Source organism: Actinophytocola sp. (assembly GCF_009379765.1).
Taxonomy (GTDB): domain Bacteria; phylum Actinomycetota; class Actinomycetes; order Mycobacteriales; family Pseudonocardiaceae; genus Actinophytocola.
The window spans coordinates 1-14,316 of sequence record NZ_WHTD01000202.1; the positions used below are offsets into that span (position 1 = coordinate 1).

The following is a 14,316-nucleotide window of genomic DNA, read 5'->3' on the forward strand; positions in this document are numbered from 1 at the left end:
ACAACCCGAAAGGCCCTCGACACAGCCGGCACACCGCAGGTCGGCGGAGCGAACACGCCCATACACGCCAACACCACCAACAAGATCAACAAATCGAACGCAAGATCATCCATCAGCGGCGTGAAAGACCGAGGCTAGCCCGCTGACAGCACGGCACGTCCATGCGGCAGGTGCGGGAGGAACAGCGTGACCGGCTCCGCACGTCGCCCGAGTAGATCAACATTCTCGGCTGGGATATAGAGGCCGCCGAACATTCTTTCTCAGAATATCCGGCAGCACCTACTTGTGCCTGGCCTGCGGAGATTCTATCGAGGAATATTTGTATTCCCAGGTCGACATAGTTGTTTCTTCGCGCTGCGCCGTTACTTGAGGCAGCAGCTCGCAAACCACGCGAGTCGCAGCCAAGAGTAAGGATCCAACAGCAATGAAGAACACTATTTCTGCCTGTTCGGAAGATTTGCTTTCCATCTCGGAGGTGGCGTGGCTTCTCGGTGTTGACAACTCGCGCGTTTGCCGGGCCATCCGGATCGGGCTGCTGCCGGTTGTGCGGCGTCAGGGTCGCATGTTGATTCCGGCGCACGCACTGGCTCATCTCGCGGATGACGACGACTCCCGAGGGGGAGGCGTCGCCGTGAACTACGAAGAGGAGTTCTACGAAAACGTCGCGGCCGACCTCGACCAGTTCGTCGACGTGGTGACCGAAGCACTACGCAACGCGGTCGTACGGCATGGGTTGTGCCAGTGGATCTACGCGGCCCAGGACGCCCCGGAATGGTCGGGAGATGATCGGATCGATCGGGCGATGGTCGCGGACATCTGCGCCGTGTGCCCGGTCGCGGCTGAGTGCCTGGAGCACGAACTACGCACCGCCGGCTACGCCACGGACGGTGTGTGGGGGCTGCTGGACACCGAGGACCGACGCCGCGTGTTCCTGTCGTGGACGGATCGTCGGGACGGGGGCCAGCCATGATGGCCTTCGAGCTGACTCCGACCCAGGTGTTCGCCAGTCTCGGCGTGTTGCTGACGCTGGTGATGGTGTGGCGGGCGAGTGTGCGCCGGGCGCGCGCCGCTACTGCTGCGGCACGGTCTGGGGCGCGGTTGCTATCGCTTTTCGGGCGGGTGCTGTTCACCACGGGCCTGATTGTCGGGGTGCAGTGGCTGGTGATCACGCGCCCGGACGGGAATCCGTGGGTGCTCCTCGCGGTGCTGGGCCTGCCGGCGCTCTTCGCCTCCTACACGCTCACGCGGGCATTGACGGTGACCACAGTGGACACGCCCCGCAAGTGGGGTGGTCGCCGATGACCACACAGCACGGGCTGCCGGTTCCGGCCGGTCGCCCGGCCCGCAGGACGCGCGACACGTGCCGCTCACCCGGGCGCAGAAGCTTGCGCAGGACGCGGCCGAGGCCGCCGAGCTGCGCGCGTACCAGACCCACCCGGACGTGGTGGCGCTGCGGGTGGAGAAGGTCCGTACACAGGTCGACCGGTTGTGCTGGGCCGGGATCGTGCTCGGGCTGGCGTTCACCATGACCAACGTCCAGACCTTCGCCGCCGCCGGCTCACGGGCCTGGTCGCTGCCCTGGCTGGCCGCCTGGCTACTGGACCCCACCGTGTCGGTAGTGCTGTTGGCGATCCTGCGCGCGGAACAGGTGACCGCCCGATACCAGGTGCAGGCAGGGCCGTGGGTGCGGCGGGCGAAGTGGTTCACGCTCGCGGCCACGTATCTCATGAACACATGGGCGGCCGGCTCGCCTGCGGGTGTCGTGCTGCACTCGGTGGCGCCGCTGGTCGTGTTCGTCGCCGCCGAGGCCGTGACCGATCTGCGGGACAAGCTGACCGAGGCCGTGCACGCGGCGTTCACGGAAGCCGCCGAGCGCAGCGCGGCGTTCACGACTTCGACGGCCGGCACGGCGGGCGTTCATGAATCGGCGCGGCGACCGGTTCGGCGTAAGACGTTCGCCGAGTACCTGACCGTTGCGCGTCGGGCCTGGTCACCGGGGGTGGAGATCACCCCGGCATGGGTCCGGCGGGTCACCGGGTGTTCGCGGGGGGTACCTCCCGATCGATCCGCCCGCCGATCTTGCTCACAAACGCACGAAGGTCACTGAGCTGATAGTCAACCTTGACCTTCACCCGGCGCGTCCCGCCCCGGCGTAACCCTGGACTCACGGGCCGACAGGACCCAAACTAGCTGGTCAGGGTCGCACTCGATGAGTGTCCGACCCCGCTCACGAAGCGGCTGCGAAGCTCCCATGAGTCCAAGTGTGTACTAGAAGTACCCTGGCCACGGCGACGAAGAACTCGAGCGGTGGAGCCGTGACCAAGAACCGGGCTACCGAACCAGAGGACCTGACAAGGCTGTTCGTCGAGCGCGCCAACGAACGCGACGCGGCGGGGATGGCCGAGCTGTACGCGCCCGACGCGGTGATGGCCTACCCGCCGGGCGCGTCGACGGTGGGTAGGGAGGCGGTCCGCGCGGTGTTCGAGCGGATGCTGGAGCACGTGCCGCTGCCGTTCCCGACCGAGCCCCCGCTGCCGACCGTCCGCTACGGCGACCTCGCGTTGACATCGACCCGTTCCGCCGACGACAAGGGCGGCCGGGTCCAGGTGGCCCGCCGTGAGCCGGACGGCACCTGGCTGCGGATCATCGACCGCCCCGAGGTCCCGACGGGCTGACCGCCCGTCAGCCGAGCGGTGTGCGCTGCCCGGCCGCGATCGCCTCGTGCATCCCCTTGACCGCGAGGCGATCGGCGCGCTCGTTGTCCACGTTGCCGGCGTGGCCCTTGACCCAGTGCCACCGCACCTCGTGATGTTGCGTGGCGGCGTCGAGCCTGCGCCAGAGGTCGGCGTTCTTCACGGGCGTCTTGCCCTGGGTCTGCCAGCCGTTGGTCTTCCACTTGGGCAGCCACTGCAGGATGCCGTTGCGCACGTAGGTGCTGTCCGTGTAGAGGTCGACCGTGCTCGGCCGGGTGAGGCTCTCCAGCGCCTGGATCGGTGCGGTGAGCTCCATCCGGTTGTTGGTGGTGGTCGTCGCCTCGCCGCCGCACATCTCCCGCTCGTGGCGGCCGTACTTGAGGACCGCGCCCCAGCCCCCGGGCCCGGGATTGCCACTGCACGCCCCGTCGGTATGAATGGCCACGGCCATCGTGTCGTCCACCACGCGATGACCCTATCCGCGTGTAACGGCCGCGGACCGGGTACCCGGTCGTCGACGGACGTACTGAGGAGGTCCTCCCGATGATCTTGCGCCGGGTCGCTCGCCCGCTGCTGGCGGCCATCTTCGTGTCCGGTGGCATCGAGACGCTGCGCAACCCCAAGCCGCACATCCAGGCCGCCGAGCCCGTGCTCGACAGGACGGTCGGTCGGGTGCGGGACAAGCTGCCCGCCCAGCTCCCCACCGACCCGGAGTCCCTGGTGAAGCTCGACGCGGCGGTCAAGATCGGCGCCGGGACCGCGCTCGGCCTGGGCAGGTTCCCGCGGCTCGCGGCCCTGCTGCTCGCCGGCAGCCTGGTCCCGACGACCGCGGCGGCCCACCGCTACTGGGAGTACGAGGACCCGCAGGAGCGCGCGGCGCAGCAGGTCCACTTCCTCAAGAACCTGGGCCTGCTGGGCGGCCTGATGCTGGCGGCGTCCGACACCCACGGCAAGCCGTCGGTGGCCTGGCGAACGAAGCGAGCCGCCCGCAAGGCGACCGAGAAGGTCCAGGACGCGGCCGACTCGGTCCGCTCGATCATGCCGGGCTGACACAGGAAACCGGCAGGCCCCGCGCGGGAGCCTGCCGGTTTCTCGCGTCTGCGTCAGATCAGGGTGACGCCGGTGGCCTGCGGGCCCTTCTGGCCCTGGCCGACCTCGAACTGCACGCGCTGGTTCTCGTCGAGCGACTTGAAGCCGCCGCCCTGGATCTCCGAGTAGTGCACGAAGACGTCGGGGCCGCCGTCCTCGGGCGCGATGAAGCCGAAGCCCTTCTCGGAGTTGAACCACTTCACGGTGCCCTGAGCCATATTGTCTCCTTCAACAGGTGGCGGATGCGACCCACCGCAGGTGCGGAAGGCCGGGCTGTCTGTAACGGGGCCTTGGTCCGACCAAACCTGGAAGGAAAACGCGCCCGCGACAAATGTTTCGCGAGCGCAGTAACACACGAACACAAAACTAACGACCATGAAAAGCCTACCACGCACCCCACGCCCCCACTCACGAGCCGTGACCACACGAACGGGTGGCGTCACGGGCGGGTCGCGGGGTCAGCCGGCGGAGTTATGGCGGAGGATCGACATGGCGCGCACGGTCATGTAGCCGCGCCAGTCGAGGGTGGCGGCCGGTGAGTAGCTCGCGAAGTCGACGTGCCAGCCGCCGTCGTCCTGTTGGCGGTCGGCCAGGCGGCGCAGGTCCACGTCGATCACCTTCTGCGAGAACAGCTTCCGTGCCGGGCGGTCCGGGGTGGGGGCGAAGTCGAGCGGGCGCATCCACTCGTCGTCGGCGCCGCCGGTGACGGGTACCAGGCCGTCGTCCGGGATGAAGGTGCCCAGGTGGTCGAGCAGCTCGGCCGCCGCGGGGTGGGTGTCGTGGGCCGCGTCGAGGAACCGGATCGCGAAGCACAGCTCGATCGCGGGCGGCGCGGTGGTGGCGGCCGCGATCGCGTCCAGGCAGTACCGGGTGGCCGTCGCCAGCCACGGATGCGCCGCGACGGCCGGGTCGTGCGCGGCGACCCGCAGCGCGGTGCCCGCGACGAACGCCGTGCTCTGCAACGTGGACACCGACGGGTCGGCCTCCGCCCAGAACGGCGCGCAGCCGGCGGGGTCGGCGACCGGAAGCGCGAACGGGAGCCCGCCGTCCGGCAGCGTGACCGTCGCCAACCAGTCGCACAGCTCGGCGGCGTGCGGTGTCGTGGCGGGGGCGACGTCCTCGAAGACCTCGAACGCGTGCAGCGCCCCGCCCGGCTGGCTCTCCGGCGCACGCAGGTCGGGCTCGAGTCCCCAGCCGTAGCCGCCGTCCGGGTTGCGGTAGCCGTCGACCGCGGCCAGCGCGGCGCTCGGGTCGGCCTCGCCCAGCTGCAGAGCGAGCAGCCGCCGGTCGAGGAGGCGGCCATGGGTCGCCAGGAAGGATGTCGCCGCGGCGATGTCTACAGTCACGCCACCATCCTGGCGAAGCCGCGCGCGCCGGTCTTGAACGAATCGGACACCGCGGGTCACACGCCGAGCACGCGGGCCAGGAGGGTTCGGCGGCTGCGCGCGGAGGTCTTGGCGAAGATCGACTTGAGATGGTCCTGGACGGTGTGCTCGGACAGGAACATCCGGGCGGCGACCGCGCGGGTGTCGGACCCGCGCACCAGGTGGCCGAGCAGCTCCGTCTCCCGGGCGCTGAGCCCGAACGCCCTGGTGAACAGCGACACTCGCGCGGCAGGCGACGTCTCCTCGATGGTGACCGCGATGTCCGTGCCGAGGCGGGCGGTGCGCAGGGTCACCCACAGCCCGTCGGACAGGTGCACGCGCGCGACCGGCGGGTGCTGGTCGACGCCCGCCTCGACCGCCACCAGCTGCGCGGCGACGTTGTAGGCGCCGGCCGGGACCGGCGCGCAGCCGACGGTGGTCTCGGGATCGGTGAGCAGCCAGGCGTAGGCGTCGAAGCCGATCGCCCGGCGGAGCTCGTCGAGCACCGAGAGGCGCAGCGCCCGCGCGTCCGTGGCCGCCGCGCACCTCCGCACGACGCGCTCCCACGCCACCGCTGGACCGATCACCTGCCGAGCGTAGACCCCAGAAACCTGGGATGTTGCCGGCCGGCGGCCGGCTCGTACGTTCGTCCAATGCCGACACTGCACATCGAACACGCCATCGTGAGCTACGACGCCTGGAAGGCGGCGTTCGGCCGCTTCGCCGAGGTCCGGGCCCGGTCCGGGGTGCGGCACCAGCGCGTCCAACGCCCCGTAGACGACCCCGACTACGTGGTGATCGACCTCGACTTCGACACCGTCACGGAGGCAACCCGCTTCCTCGACTTCCTCCGCGAGAAGGTATGGCCCTCCACCGAGAACGCCCCGGCCCTGGTCGGATCCGTGCACACGAGAATCCTCGAACCCGCCGACCAGGAACCGGCGTAACGCCGGGACCGCTGCCGGCGAGCAAGGGACCAGGATGCCCTGCGCGCGAGGCGAGAAGAGCGAGCCGAGAGATGACCTTCTGGTCCGTGTTCGGTCCGGTTGGTACGGCGGTCGTCACGCCCGTCCTCGCCGCCGTGTTCACCTTCGTCGCCGCGCCCACCACCCCAGCCGGTCACCCAACTCGGTGACCGCAGCCATCCCCGACACCCGCGTCGAGGTCGGATCCGGCGCGCCGACCCGCACCTGCCGACGTTCCCGGATCCCACCGCATACTCAGCCCACCTGATAGGTGTCCTCTCCCACGAGATGAAAAGTGGCGTCGCAACCAACATCATCCCAGGCCAGAGCGGCACCCATCACCATCTACAGCCCCGTGTCACCGCACTAAAGGCGGATTCGGGTCAGACGTGCACGCGGTCCCGCGAACGCAGCGTGAGACCGCTGAGGTCCAGCGCGTCGACCTCAAGGCTCGATCCCGGCACCGCCTTGACCAGCTCCACCCACCGGTCAGCGCCTGCCACAGTCGCGAATTCGACTGTCGCCAATTCCCCTGTTCACGCGGGTGCGTGGCCTCAGCTCACGGGAGCACGGTGCGCGGGTCTCGTCACCGCCGGCCGCTCCGAGACGTTCGCCGCCTGTATGGCCCACTCACAGATCGCGGTCAGCGGTTCCCGCAGGGTCTGGCCGAGCTCAGTGAGGGCGTACTCGACGTGCTTGGGCGCGGTGTGCTTGAGAACCCTTCGTCGCACCAGGCCGTCCGTCTCCATGCCGCGCAGTGTTTCGGTGAGCACCTTCTGCGTGATGCCGGGGAGCCGGCGGCGCAGCTCGGCATGCCGTTGCGGTCCGGCCAGCAGTGCGTAGATCAGCAGCACCCCCCATTTCGTGGCCAGGCGTTCCAGCGCTTGCCGGGTGGCGCAGTCCTGCGCGATGACGTCAGGAATGACGAATGCCACCGGACCTCCTGGGGTCGATCAGCGTGGTGAAAGGGAACCTCAAAGTGCCTTCTCGTGAACCGCCGACGCTGCACATAGTGTCCACGCCATGACCGAGTTTACGGTGCACACCTACACCGCGGCCGAAAAAGGCATCTGCGTCAACAGCTACCTACTGGAGACCGCGGACGGCGTGCTGCTGGTGGACGCCAACCTGCTGGTCGCAGATGCCCGGGCGCTGGCGGCCAGGATCGCGGCGCTGGGCAAGCCGGTGTTGGCCGCCTTCGTAACGCATCCGCATCCCGACCACTTCAACGGCCTGCCCTATGTCGTCGGCGAGGACGTGCCGGTGCACGCCACCACCGCGGTCGCGAAGACGATCGAGGAGACCGCGGCCGCCAAACGGGAACAGTGGCAGCCGACCTACGGCGAGCAGTGGCCGGACCGGTTCCGGGTACCCGACCAGACGTTGGCCGGTGGCGGCACCGTCGAGGTGGCCGGACTACGGGTGCACATCCATGACCTCGGCCCCGCGGAGAGCGACGCCGACTCCTACCTGCTGGTGGAGGCCGGCGCCCAGCGCGCCGCGTTCATCGGCGACCTCGCCTTCAACGGGTTGCACTCCTACACCGCGGACGGACATTCTGCGGCGTGGCTGGCTGTCCTGGAGCGGGTGACCGGTGAGTTGTCCGGACTGCCGCTGTATCCGGGCCACGGCAGGGCTTCGGATGGGACCGCCATGCTGACCCGCCAGCGGCAATACCTGCTGATGTACCGGGAGGCGGTACGGCGGCTGTCCGCGGAGGCGCCGAGCCTCACTCCTGACCAGAAGGCGGAGCTGACCGAGATCATGAGCGGTTACCTGCCGGGTGCCGCGCTCGGCTGGCTCGTCGGCCTCGGCGCGGACGCGGTCGCCGCGGAGCTGGCGGCAGCCGGATCGTGACCATTTCCAAGGAGGAGTATGGGGTGACAACTGTCCACACCGAACGGATCACTTTGGACAGCGAAGGTATTGAGTTGGTCGGCCAGCTTCGTGTGCCACCAGGAGAGCGGGCGTTGGCCGCGGTCGCGCTTACCGGCCCGTTCACCGGCGTGAAAGAGCAGGTGGTCGGCAGCTACGCCCGCCGCATTGCCGAGGCTGGGCTGGTCACCCTCGCCTTCGACCACCGGGGATTCGGCGAGAGCGGCGGTCGCCGTCAGCACGAGGACACCCAGGGAAAGCTTGCCGACCTGCGGGCGGCGGTGGGCGTGCTGGCCGGGCGGCCGGAGGTCGATCACGAACGGATCGGGCTGGTCGGCGTGTGCCTGGGCGGCGGCTACGCCGTGCGCGCCGCGGCAACGGATGCCAGAGTGCGGGCGGTGGCCGGGATCGCGGGCGCGTACAACAGCCCCACGCGGTTCGTCGCGGACATGGGCATCGGCGGCTACCGCGCCGCGCTCGCCGGCCTTATGGATCGCGGCGACGAGTACCTACCCGCGGTTGCGGCAGACGGCGGTGAGGCGGCGATGACCGGCGAGGAGCCCTACGCCTACTACGGCACCGACCGGTCGGCGTCGCCGTACTGGCGCAACGAGGTCACCAGGGGGTCGCTGCACTCGCTGCTGACCTTCGACGCGCTCGGTGCGGCCGACCTGCTCGGCTCGACGCCGTTGCTCGTCGTGCACGGAAAGGCCGATGCCTACTGCTCGCCGGAACTCGCGCGCGAGCTGCACGAGCGCACACCAGGAGTGAAGGAGATCCGCTGGCTGGACACGACCGTCCACATCGACCTCTACGACCAGGAACCCTACGTCACCGAGGCCGTGCAGGTCACCGCGGACTTCCTGCGAAAGCATCTTGGCACCTGATGTCGTCGACTTCGCGACGCCTGTGACTGATACACAGTGGACAGACGTGGAAGCTGGTTTGGCTCGGGTGAGTGAGCGGGTGCTGGAGCGGATACCAGTAGCGCGGCGGACGCGGTTGTGTCGGTCGGCGACGATCGATCTCGATGCCACCGATGTCGAGGTGTACGGCCGCAAGAAACGTGGGGTGGACTACAACGCCCATCCGCCGCGGCGACACGGCGACGAGGCAGGCTGTGGCCAAGACCGTCAGCGCAGGCAGTTGACGGCCGCTTCCACGAACCGCTGACGAAGCCGCCCGAAACGATCACCAGCCGCGCTCGCGCCACTCCGGGAGTTTCGGGCGTTCCGCGCCCAGGGCGGAGCCATAACCGTGGCCTGGGTAGAACCAGAACCGCGGATTGCCGGTGAACACGGAAAAGGGACCGTAGCGCGATGAGCTACGTGGGGCTACCATCGGGACGTGAAGGTCATCAGCCAACGTGAGTTTCGGAACAACTCCGCCGCGGTCATGGATTCGGTGGAGGCGGGCGAGACTTATCACGTCACCCGCAACGGTGTCGCGGTCGCCGAGCTGCGTCCGTTGTCTCGTCGCCGGCGACTGAGCGCCGAAGAACTGGTGGAGCGGCATCGAAAGCTTCCCCGGGTCGACTACGCGCGTATGCGGCAGGAGGCCGAGGACCTGCTCGGTGAGGATCGCGTCGGTGACGATGACCCGTGGGAGCGTGTCGGTGGCTGACCGGCCGGAGTCAGGCGTCCTGGACACCTGCGCGTACATCGATCTTGGTCAACTCAACCCGGAGTCCTTGCCGGCGGTTCCGGAGATCACGGCGATCACCGTGGCCGAACTGCATCAGGGTGTGGCGATGGCCAGGAGCGCGATCGTGAGGGCGGCGCGGACCGAGGTGCTCGGCGCCGCCATCGTCGACTTCGACCCATTGCCCTTCGATGGTGACGCGGCCAGCCGGTACGGCAGTCTCGTCGCCCTGACGATCGCCGCGAAGCGAGACCCGAAGCCACGCAGGATGGACCTGATGATCGCGGCCATCGCGTCATCGCGGGATCTCCCGCTCTACACCCGAAACATCGACGACTTCGCGGGACTCGACGACCTGGTGACAGTGGTGTCCGTGTGAACCACCAGCCCCGACCCCGCTCAGCAGCCCGGCGCGTTGGCAGCGAACCACAATCGATCACCGGTGTTGATCAGATCCGCTTCCAGAAGGTCACGGCGTCTCGCGGCGGCTGTCCGGAGCATGCTGGGTCACCAACCGCGCTGCCTCCACTCGGCGAGCTTCGGGCGCTCTTCGCCGAGCGTGGAGTCGTCCCCATGACCCGGGTAGAACCACGTGTCGTCGGGCAGCTTGTCGAAGACGCGCGACTCCAGGTCGTTCATCAGGCTGGTGAAGTCCTCCGGACGTGTTGTCCGCCCAGGACCGCCGGGGAACAGGGAGTCGCCCGTGAACAGGTGGCCGTGGCCCGCCGGGTCGCGGTACAGCAGGGCCACCGAGCCCGGGGTGTGGCCGCGCAGGTGGATCACCTCGAGGACGCAGTCGCCGACCTCGATGGTGTCGCCGTGGTCGACGAAGCGGTCGGGCGGCACGGGGAGTGGGCCGGCGTCGAGCGAGTGGGCGATCGTGTTCGCGCCGTAGGCGCCGGCGACGGCGCCGAGGGCGCCCCAGTGGTCCTGGTGCTGGTGCGTGGTCACGATGGTGCGCAGGGTCGGGCGGTTGTCGTCGTGGCCGATGAGGTCCGACAGGCGCTCCGGGTCGTTCGCCGCGTCGATCAGCAGCGCCTCCTGGGTCGACCGGCACACCAACAGGTAGGCGTTGTTGTCCATCGGGCCGACGGAGATCTTGGTGATCGTCAGCGCGTCCGACGTGCGTCGCGCGGCTGGGCCGCCGGGCTCGACGTGACCGCTGTAGTCCTCGACAACATCCACGGCGCGACCCTAGCGCGCCGAACCGGCCGGCTGACAGCATGGCCGGCATGATCACGGGCTGGCGCTGGTTCAACGAACCCACCACGTGGACCGCCGAGGGCGACACGGTGACGATCACCACCGACCCGGACACCGACTTCTGGCGCACCACCCACTACGGCTTCGTCCGCGACACCGGCCACATCCTCGGCACGGAGCTCGACGGTGACTGGACCCTCACCGCCACCTTCCGGGGCGACTACCGCGACCAGTACGACCAGGCGGGCATCGCGATCCGCGCGGACGAGCGGAACTGGATCAAGAGCGGCATCGAGCTCGTCGACGGCCACCAGCAGATCTCCGCCGTCGTGACGAGGGAGTTCTCCGACTGGTCGGTGGCCCCGGTACCGAACCCGCGCAGTGTGACGATCAAGGCCGAGCGCACGGGCGACACCGTCACCATCGCCTACGGCCTCGACGGCGCGGAACCGACGACCCTGCTCCGGCTCGCCTACCTGCCTCCGGGCACACCGGTGACCGCCGGCGTCGTGGCGGCGTCCCCGACCGGAAAGGGCTTCACCACAACGTTCACCGACGTGAACCTAACCCCAGGCGGGTAGCGCCGGCACGTCCCCGTCGAGATCGGCACCATCCCCGCGGCCGGTGAGCCACGCGATCACCGGCGCGGCGGAACCCGACACCTGACGCACGTCCCCGTCGGACCCGCCGACGAGGTCCCACGCCCGCTGCGACCCGTCCGGCATCGCCACCGTCAGGTGCACCGACGGCCCGTCCGGCCGCCCGTCGAGCCGCGACACGGCGTACCCCAGCAGACCTTCGAACTGCGCGTCCGGAATGTCGTCGAACCCGACCGAGACGTCGAGATCGATCATGTGCACCCACAGCTCGAACAGCCGCATCGTCGGGATGTCGGCTGCGGGGAACACCATCGACGCCCGCCCGGCGACCGTGGCCAGCCACTGCGAGTCCGACAGCCGGTCGCTCGCCACCGCGAACCGGTCGCTGGCGGCGCGCAGGTCCTCGTGCACGACCTGGGCCAACCGGACGGCGCCCTCCTCGATGTCCGCGTCGCGGTCGGCGGTGCTGGGGTACATCGCATGCTCGACGCCGGTCCGCGCCCAGGTGAGCAGGTTCACGAACCCGTCGGCGTTGCGGGCGAGATGCGTGATCACGTGCGCGCGCGACCACCCGGGCAGCCGGCTCGGCTCGTGCATCCGTCCGTCGTCCAGCTCCCCGACGGCTTCGTACAGCGTCTCGGTGACCGCACGGACGTCGGCGAGGCACCGCATGGCCTCGGCCACCGCCGACCGTTCGTTCGCTCGACGCTGTTCGGGTACGCCGTCGGGCCGCACGGACGATTCTGATGAGATGCTGGAGCCAGTCATACCGCCATCCCCGCGAGTCGGTAGTTCAGAATGGGCTTTGCACCAGACCTGGTCACACCAGCCTAGGTGAGCATCGCCCACCTGGGGTAGCCGCCCACCTCGGACGTGCGCCGCAGAAATTGTCGGTGCCCCGTCCTAGCATGGGCTCGGCCGTGTGGACCTGGTCGGTGGACGCCGTCTGACCTGCACGTGGCCGGTCCAGGAGCAACTTCGAAGGGACTTCAGTGGCTGACCGCCTCGTTGTTCGCGGTGCCAGGGAGCACAACCTGCGCGGCGTGGATCTCGACCTGCCCCGCAACAGCATGATCGTGTTCACCGGGCTCTCGGGATCCGGCAAGTCGAGCCTTGCCTTCGACACGATCTTCGCCGAGGGCCAACGCAGGTACGTCGAGTCGCTGTCGGCCTACGCCAGGCAGTTCCTCGGCCAGATGGACAAGCCCGACGTCGACTTTATCGAGGGCCTCTCGCCCGCGGTGTCCATCGACCAGAAGTCGACCAGCCGCAACCCGCGGTCCACCGTCGGCACCATCACCGAGGTCTACGACTACCTCCGCCTCCTGTTCGCCCGCGCCGGCAAGCCGCACTGCCCGCAATGCGGCGAGCCCATCAGCAAGCAGACCCCGCAGCAGATCGTCGACCAGGTCATGGCGATGGAGGACGGCCTCCGCTTCCAGGTGCTCGCGCCGGTCATCCGCGGTCGCAAGGGCGAGTACATCGACCTGTTCTCCTCGCTGCAGTCGCAGGGCTACTCGCGCGCGAGGATCGACGGGGCGGTCTACCCGCTCACCGAGCCGCCCAAGCTCAAGAAGCAGGAGAAGCACGACATCGCCGTCGTCATCGACCGGCTGTCGGTCAAGGCGTCGTCCAAGCGCCGGCTCACCGACTCGGTCGAGACGGCGCTGCGCCTGGCCGACGGCCTGGTCGAGCTGGAGTTCGTCGACCTCCCCGACAACGACCCGGCGCGCATTCGCGGCTTCTCCGAGAACCTGGCCTGCCCCAACGGCCACCCGCTCGCCATCGAGGACCTCGAGCCGCGGTCGTTCTCGTTCAACTCCCCGTACGGCGCCTGCCAGGTGTGCACCGGCATCGGCACCCGCAAGGAGGTCGACCCGGAGCTGATCGTCCCCGACGACGAGCTGAGCCTCGGGGACGGCGCGATCGCGCCGTGGGCGGGCGGGCAGACCGCCGAGTACTTCATTCGGCTGCTGTCCTCGCTCGCGGAGTCGATCGGGTTCCGGATGGACACGCCGTGGCGCAAGCTGCCGGCCAAGGCGCAGAAGGCCGTGCTGCACGGCACATCGGACCAGGTGCACGTCCGCTACCGCAACCGCTACGGCCGCGAGCGTTCCTACTACGCCAACTACGAGGGCGTCATCCCGTTCCTCGAGCGGCGCCAGGAGCAGACCGAGTCCGAGTTCATGCGGGAGAAGTACGAGGGCTACATGCGGGAGGTGCCCTGCCCTGCGTGTCAGGGCACCCGGCTCAAGCCCGAGATCCTCGCGGTCACCCTCGAGCACAAGAAGCACGGCGCGCGGTCGATCGCCGAGGTGTCGGCGCTGTCGATCGCGGAGTGCGCGGAGTTCCTCAACGGCATGACGCTCGGTCGCCGCGAGACGATCATCGCCGGCGCGGTGCTCAAGGAGATCCAGGCCAGGCTGAGGTTCCTGCTCGACGTCGGGCTGGACTACCTGTCGCTGGACCGGGCGTCGGGCACGCTGTCCGGCGGCGAGGCGCAGCGGATCCGGTTGGCGACCCAGATCGGGTCCGGGCTGGTCGGCGTGCTCTACGTGTTGGACGAGCCGTCGATCGGGCTGCACCAGCGGGACAACCACCGGCTGATGGCGACACTGTCCAGGCTGCGCGACCTCGGCAACACGCTGATCGTGGTGGAGCACGACGAGGACACCATCCGCGCGTCGGACTGGGTCGTCGACATCGGTCCCGGCGCGGGGGAGCACGGCGGCCACATCGTCCACAGTGGATCATTCGCGACGCTGTTGAAGAACAAGGAGTCGCTGACCGGGGCGTACCTGTCGGGCCGGATCGAGATCCCGGTCCCGGCGATTCGCCGGCCGGCCGGCCGCAAACGCCAGCTGACCGTGGTCGGCGCGCGGGAGCA

20 protein-coding genes and 1 pseudogene are annotated in these 14,316 nt (G+C 69.0%); 13 read left to right on the forward strand and 8 right to left on the reverse strand.

Features of this window, described 5'->3' with window-relative positions; all coding sequences use genetic code 11:
- Window positions 1-424: 424 nt before the first annotated feature.
- The 4 genes from GEV28_RS37980 (at window position 425) to GEV28_RS37995 (ending at window position 2,675) form a co-directional block, all read left to right on the forward strand.
- On the forward strand, window positions 425-970 hold the full coding sequence (locus GEV28_RS37980) for a WhiB family transcriptional regulator (RefSeq protein WP_291418468.1): 546 nt from the start codon (window positions 425-427) through the stop codon (window positions 968-970).
- The gene (locus GEV28_RS37985; protein WP_291418502.1) at window positions 970-1,302 is read left to right on the forward strand and encodes a hypothetical protein; all 333 of its coding nucleotides are present in this window, start codon (window positions 970-972) and stop codon (window positions 1,300-1,302) included. The genes GEV28_RS37980 and GEV28_RS37985 overlap by 1 nt, the downstream gene beginning before the upstream one ends.
- 58 nt (window positions 1,303-1,360) lie before the next feature.
- A complete protein-coding gene (locus GEV28_RS37990) occupies window positions 1,361-2,107 on the forward strand; it encodes a hypothetical protein (RefSeq protein WP_291418469.1) in 747 nt (248 codons plus the stop codon).
- 208 nt (window positions 2,108-2,315) lie between these two features.
- Window positions 2,316-2,675: a nuclear transport factor 2 family protein gene (locus GEV28_RS37995; RefSeq protein ID WP_291418471.1), complete on the forward strand. Its 360-nt coding sequence runs from the start codon at window positions 2,316-2,318 to the stop codon at window positions 2,673-2,675.
- A gap of 7 nt (window positions 2,676-2,682) precedes the next feature.
- Here GEV28_RS37995 and rnhA read toward each other — a convergent pair whose 3' ends face one another.
- Window positions 2,683-3,144 carry a ribonuclease HI gene (rnhA, locus tag GEV28_RS38000; RefSeq protein ID WP_291418504.1) on the reverse strand — a complete coding sequence of 154 codons (462 nt, stop codon included), beginning with the start codon at window positions 3,142-3,144 and terminating at the stop codon, window positions 2,683-2,685.
- A gap of 92 nt (window positions 3,145-3,236) precedes the next feature.
- On the opposite strand from rnhA, the gene GEV28_RS38005 reads away from it, so the two are divergent.
- Window positions 3,237-3,743, forward strand: a complete 507-nt coding sequence (locus GEV28_RS38005; RefSeq protein WP_291418473.1) for a DoxX family membrane protein — start codon at window positions 3,237-3,239, stop codon at window positions 3,741-3,743.
- A gap of 53 nt (window positions 3,744-3,796) precedes the next feature.
- Here GEV28_RS38005 and GEV28_RS38010 read toward each other — a convergent pair whose 3' ends face one another.
- From GEV28_RS38010 to GEV28_RS38020, 3 genes are all read right to left on the reverse strand, one after another.
- Complete coding sequence (locus GEV28_RS38010) at window positions 3,797-4,000, reverse strand: cold-shock protein (RefSeq protein WP_291418475.1); 204 nt, start codon at window positions 3,998-4,000, stop codon at window positions 3,797-3,799.
- A 240-nt stretch (window positions 4,001-4,240) separates the two neighbouring features.
- Entirely contained in the window at window positions 4,241-5,128 is an 888-nt protein-coding gene (locus GEV28_RS38015) for a hypothetical protein (RefSeq protein ID WP_291418478.1), read from the reverse strand.
- A gap of 56 nt (window positions 5,129-5,184) precedes the next feature.
- On the reverse strand, window positions 5,185-5,733 hold the full coding sequence (locus GEV28_RS38020) for a helix-turn-helix transcriptional regulator (protein ID WP_291418479.1): 549 nt from the start codon (window positions 5,731-5,733) through the stop codon (window positions 5,185-5,187).
- A gap of 66 nt (window positions 5,734-5,799) precedes the next feature.
- Between GEV28_RS38020 and GEV28_RS38025 the strand changes: the two genes are divergently transcribed.
- On the forward strand, window positions 5,800-6,093 hold the full coding sequence (locus GEV28_RS38025; RefSeq protein ID WP_291418480.1) for a hypothetical protein: 294 nt from the start codon (window positions 5,800-5,802) through the stop codon (window positions 6,091-6,093).
- Between the two features lie 572 nt (window positions 6,094-6,665).
- Here the strand turns inward: GEV28_RS38025 and GEV28_RS38030 are convergent.
- Window positions 6,666-7,046 (reverse strand): helix-turn-helix domain-containing protein, encoded by a 381-nt coding sequence (locus GEV28_RS38030; RefSeq protein ID WP_291418482.1) that lies wholly within the window; start codon window positions 7,044-7,046, stop codon window positions 6,666-6,668.
- A gap of 88 nt (window positions 7,047-7,134) precedes the next feature.
- Here GEV28_RS38030 and GEV28_RS38035 point away from each other — a divergent pair, with 88 nt between their 5' ends.
- From GEV28_RS38035 to GEV28_RS38045, 3 genes are all read left to right on the forward strand, one after another.
- A complete protein-coding gene (locus tag GEV28_RS38035) occupies window positions 7,135-7,968 on the forward strand; it encodes an MBL fold metallo-hydrolase (RefSeq protein WP_291418484.1) in 834 nt (277 codons plus the stop codon).
- 23 nt (window positions 7,969-7,991) lie between these two features.
- On the forward strand, window positions 7,992-8,873 hold the full coding sequence (locus GEV28_RS38040; protein WP_291418486.1) for an alpha/beta hydrolase: 882 nt from the start codon (window positions 7,992-7,994) through the stop codon (window positions 8,871-8,873).
- A gap of 67 nt (window positions 8,874-8,940) precedes the next feature.
- The gene (locus GEV28_RS38045; RefSeq protein ID WP_291418488.1) at window positions 8,941-9,159 is read left to right on the forward strand and encodes a hypothetical protein; all 219 of its coding nucleotides are present in this window, start codon (window positions 8,941-8,943) and stop codon (window positions 9,157-9,159) included.
- Between the two features lie 18 nt (window positions 9,160-9,177).
- Here the strand turns inward: GEV28_RS38045 and GEV28_RS38050 are convergent.
- Window positions 9,178-9,261, reverse strand: a pseudogene (locus GEV28_RS38050) (MBL fold metallo-hydrolase); the annotation flags it as partial.
- Between the two features lie 72 nt (window positions 9,262-9,333).
- Between GEV28_RS38050 and GEV28_RS38055 the strand changes: the two are divergent.
- Both GEV28_RS38055 and GEV28_RS38060 read left to right on the forward strand, forming a co-directional pair.
- A complete protein-coding gene (locus GEV28_RS38055) occupies window positions 9,334-9,609 on the forward strand; it encodes a type II toxin-antitoxin system Phd/YefM family antitoxin (protein WP_291418490.1) in 276 nt (91 codons plus the stop codon).
- The gene (locus GEV28_RS38060) at window positions 9,602-10,006 is read left to right on the forward strand and encodes a type II toxin-antitoxin system VapC family toxin (RefSeq protein WP_291418492.1); all 405 of its coding nucleotides are present in this window, start codon (window positions 9,602-9,604) and stop codon (window positions 10,004-10,006) included. Before GEV28_RS38055 ends, GEV28_RS38060 begins: the two co-directional genes overlap by 8 nt.
- A gap of 128 nt (window positions 10,007-10,134) precedes the next feature.
- On the opposite strand, the gene GEV28_RS38065 is transcribed toward GEV28_RS38060, so the two are convergent.
- Window positions 10,135-10,812: an MBL fold metallo-hydrolase gene (locus GEV28_RS38065; RefSeq protein WP_291418494.1), complete on the reverse strand. Its 678-nt coding sequence runs from the start codon at window positions 10,810-10,812 to the stop codon at window positions 10,135-10,137.
- Between the two features lie 47 nt (window positions 10,813-10,859).
- Here GEV28_RS38065 and GEV28_RS38070 point away from each other — a divergent pair, with 47 nt between their 5' ends.
- Entirely contained in the window at window positions 10,860-11,411 is a 552-nt protein-coding gene (locus GEV28_RS38070) for a DUF1349 domain-containing protein (RefSeq protein ID WP_291418496.1), read from the forward strand.
- On the opposite strand, the gene GEV28_RS38075 is transcribed toward GEV28_RS38070, so the two are convergent.
- The gene (locus GEV28_RS38075; RefSeq protein WP_291418498.1) at window positions 11,394-12,197 is read right to left on the reverse strand and encodes a maleylpyruvate isomerase family mycothiol-dependent enzyme; all 804 of its coding nucleotides are present in this window, start codon (window positions 12,195-12,197) and stop codon (window positions 11,394-11,396) included. The two genes, GEV28_RS38070 and GEV28_RS38075, sit on opposite strands and share 18 nt — an antisense overlap.
- A gap of 224 nt (window positions 12,198-12,421) precedes the next feature.
- Here GEV28_RS38075 and uvrA point away from each other — a divergent pair.
- Window positions 12,422-14,316 (forward strand): excinuclease ABC subunit UvrA (uvrA, locus tag GEV28_RS38080; RefSeq protein ID WP_291418500.1); only part of this gene is annotated, 1,895 nt, incomplete at its 3' end.

Bases quoted from the DNA above. Each gene is read 5' to 3' on its own strand.
- GEV28_RS37980 (WP_291418468.1), top strand. From the start codon at position 425: ATGAAGAACACTATTTCTGCCTGTTCGGAAGATTTGCTTTCCATCTCG.
- GEV28_RS37985 (WP_291418502.1), top strand. From the start codon at position 970: ATGGCCTTCGAGCTGACTCCGACCCAGGTGTTCGCCAGTCTCGGCGTG.
- rnhA (WP_291418504.1), bottom strand. From the start codon at position 3,144: ATGGCCGTGGCCATTCATACCGACGGGGCGTGCAGTGGCAATCCCGGG.
- GEV28_RS38005 (WP_291418473.1), top strand. From the start codon at position 3,237: ATGATCTTGCGCCGGGTCGCTCGCCCGCTGCTGGCGGCCATCTTCGTG.
- GEV28_RS38010 (WP_291418475.1), bottom strand. From the start codon at position 4,000: ATGGCTCAGGGCACCGTGAAGTGGTTCAACTCCGAGAAGGGCTTCGGC.
- GEV28_RS38025 (WP_291418480.1), top strand. From the start codon at position 5,800: ATGCCGACACTGCACATCGAACACGCCATCGTGAGCTACGACGCCTGG.
- GEV28_RS38035 (WP_291418484.1), top strand. From the start codon at position 7,135: ATGACCGAGTTTACGGTGCACACCTACACCGCGGCCGAAAAAGGCATC.
- GEV28_RS38070 (WP_291418496.1), top strand. From the start codon at position 10,860: ATGATCACGGGCTGGCGCTGGTTCAACGAACCCACCACGTGGACCGCC.
- GEV28_RS38075 (WP_291418498.1), bottom strand. From the start codon at position 12,197: ATGACTGGCTCCAGCATCTCATCAGAATCGTCCGTGCGGCCCGACGGC.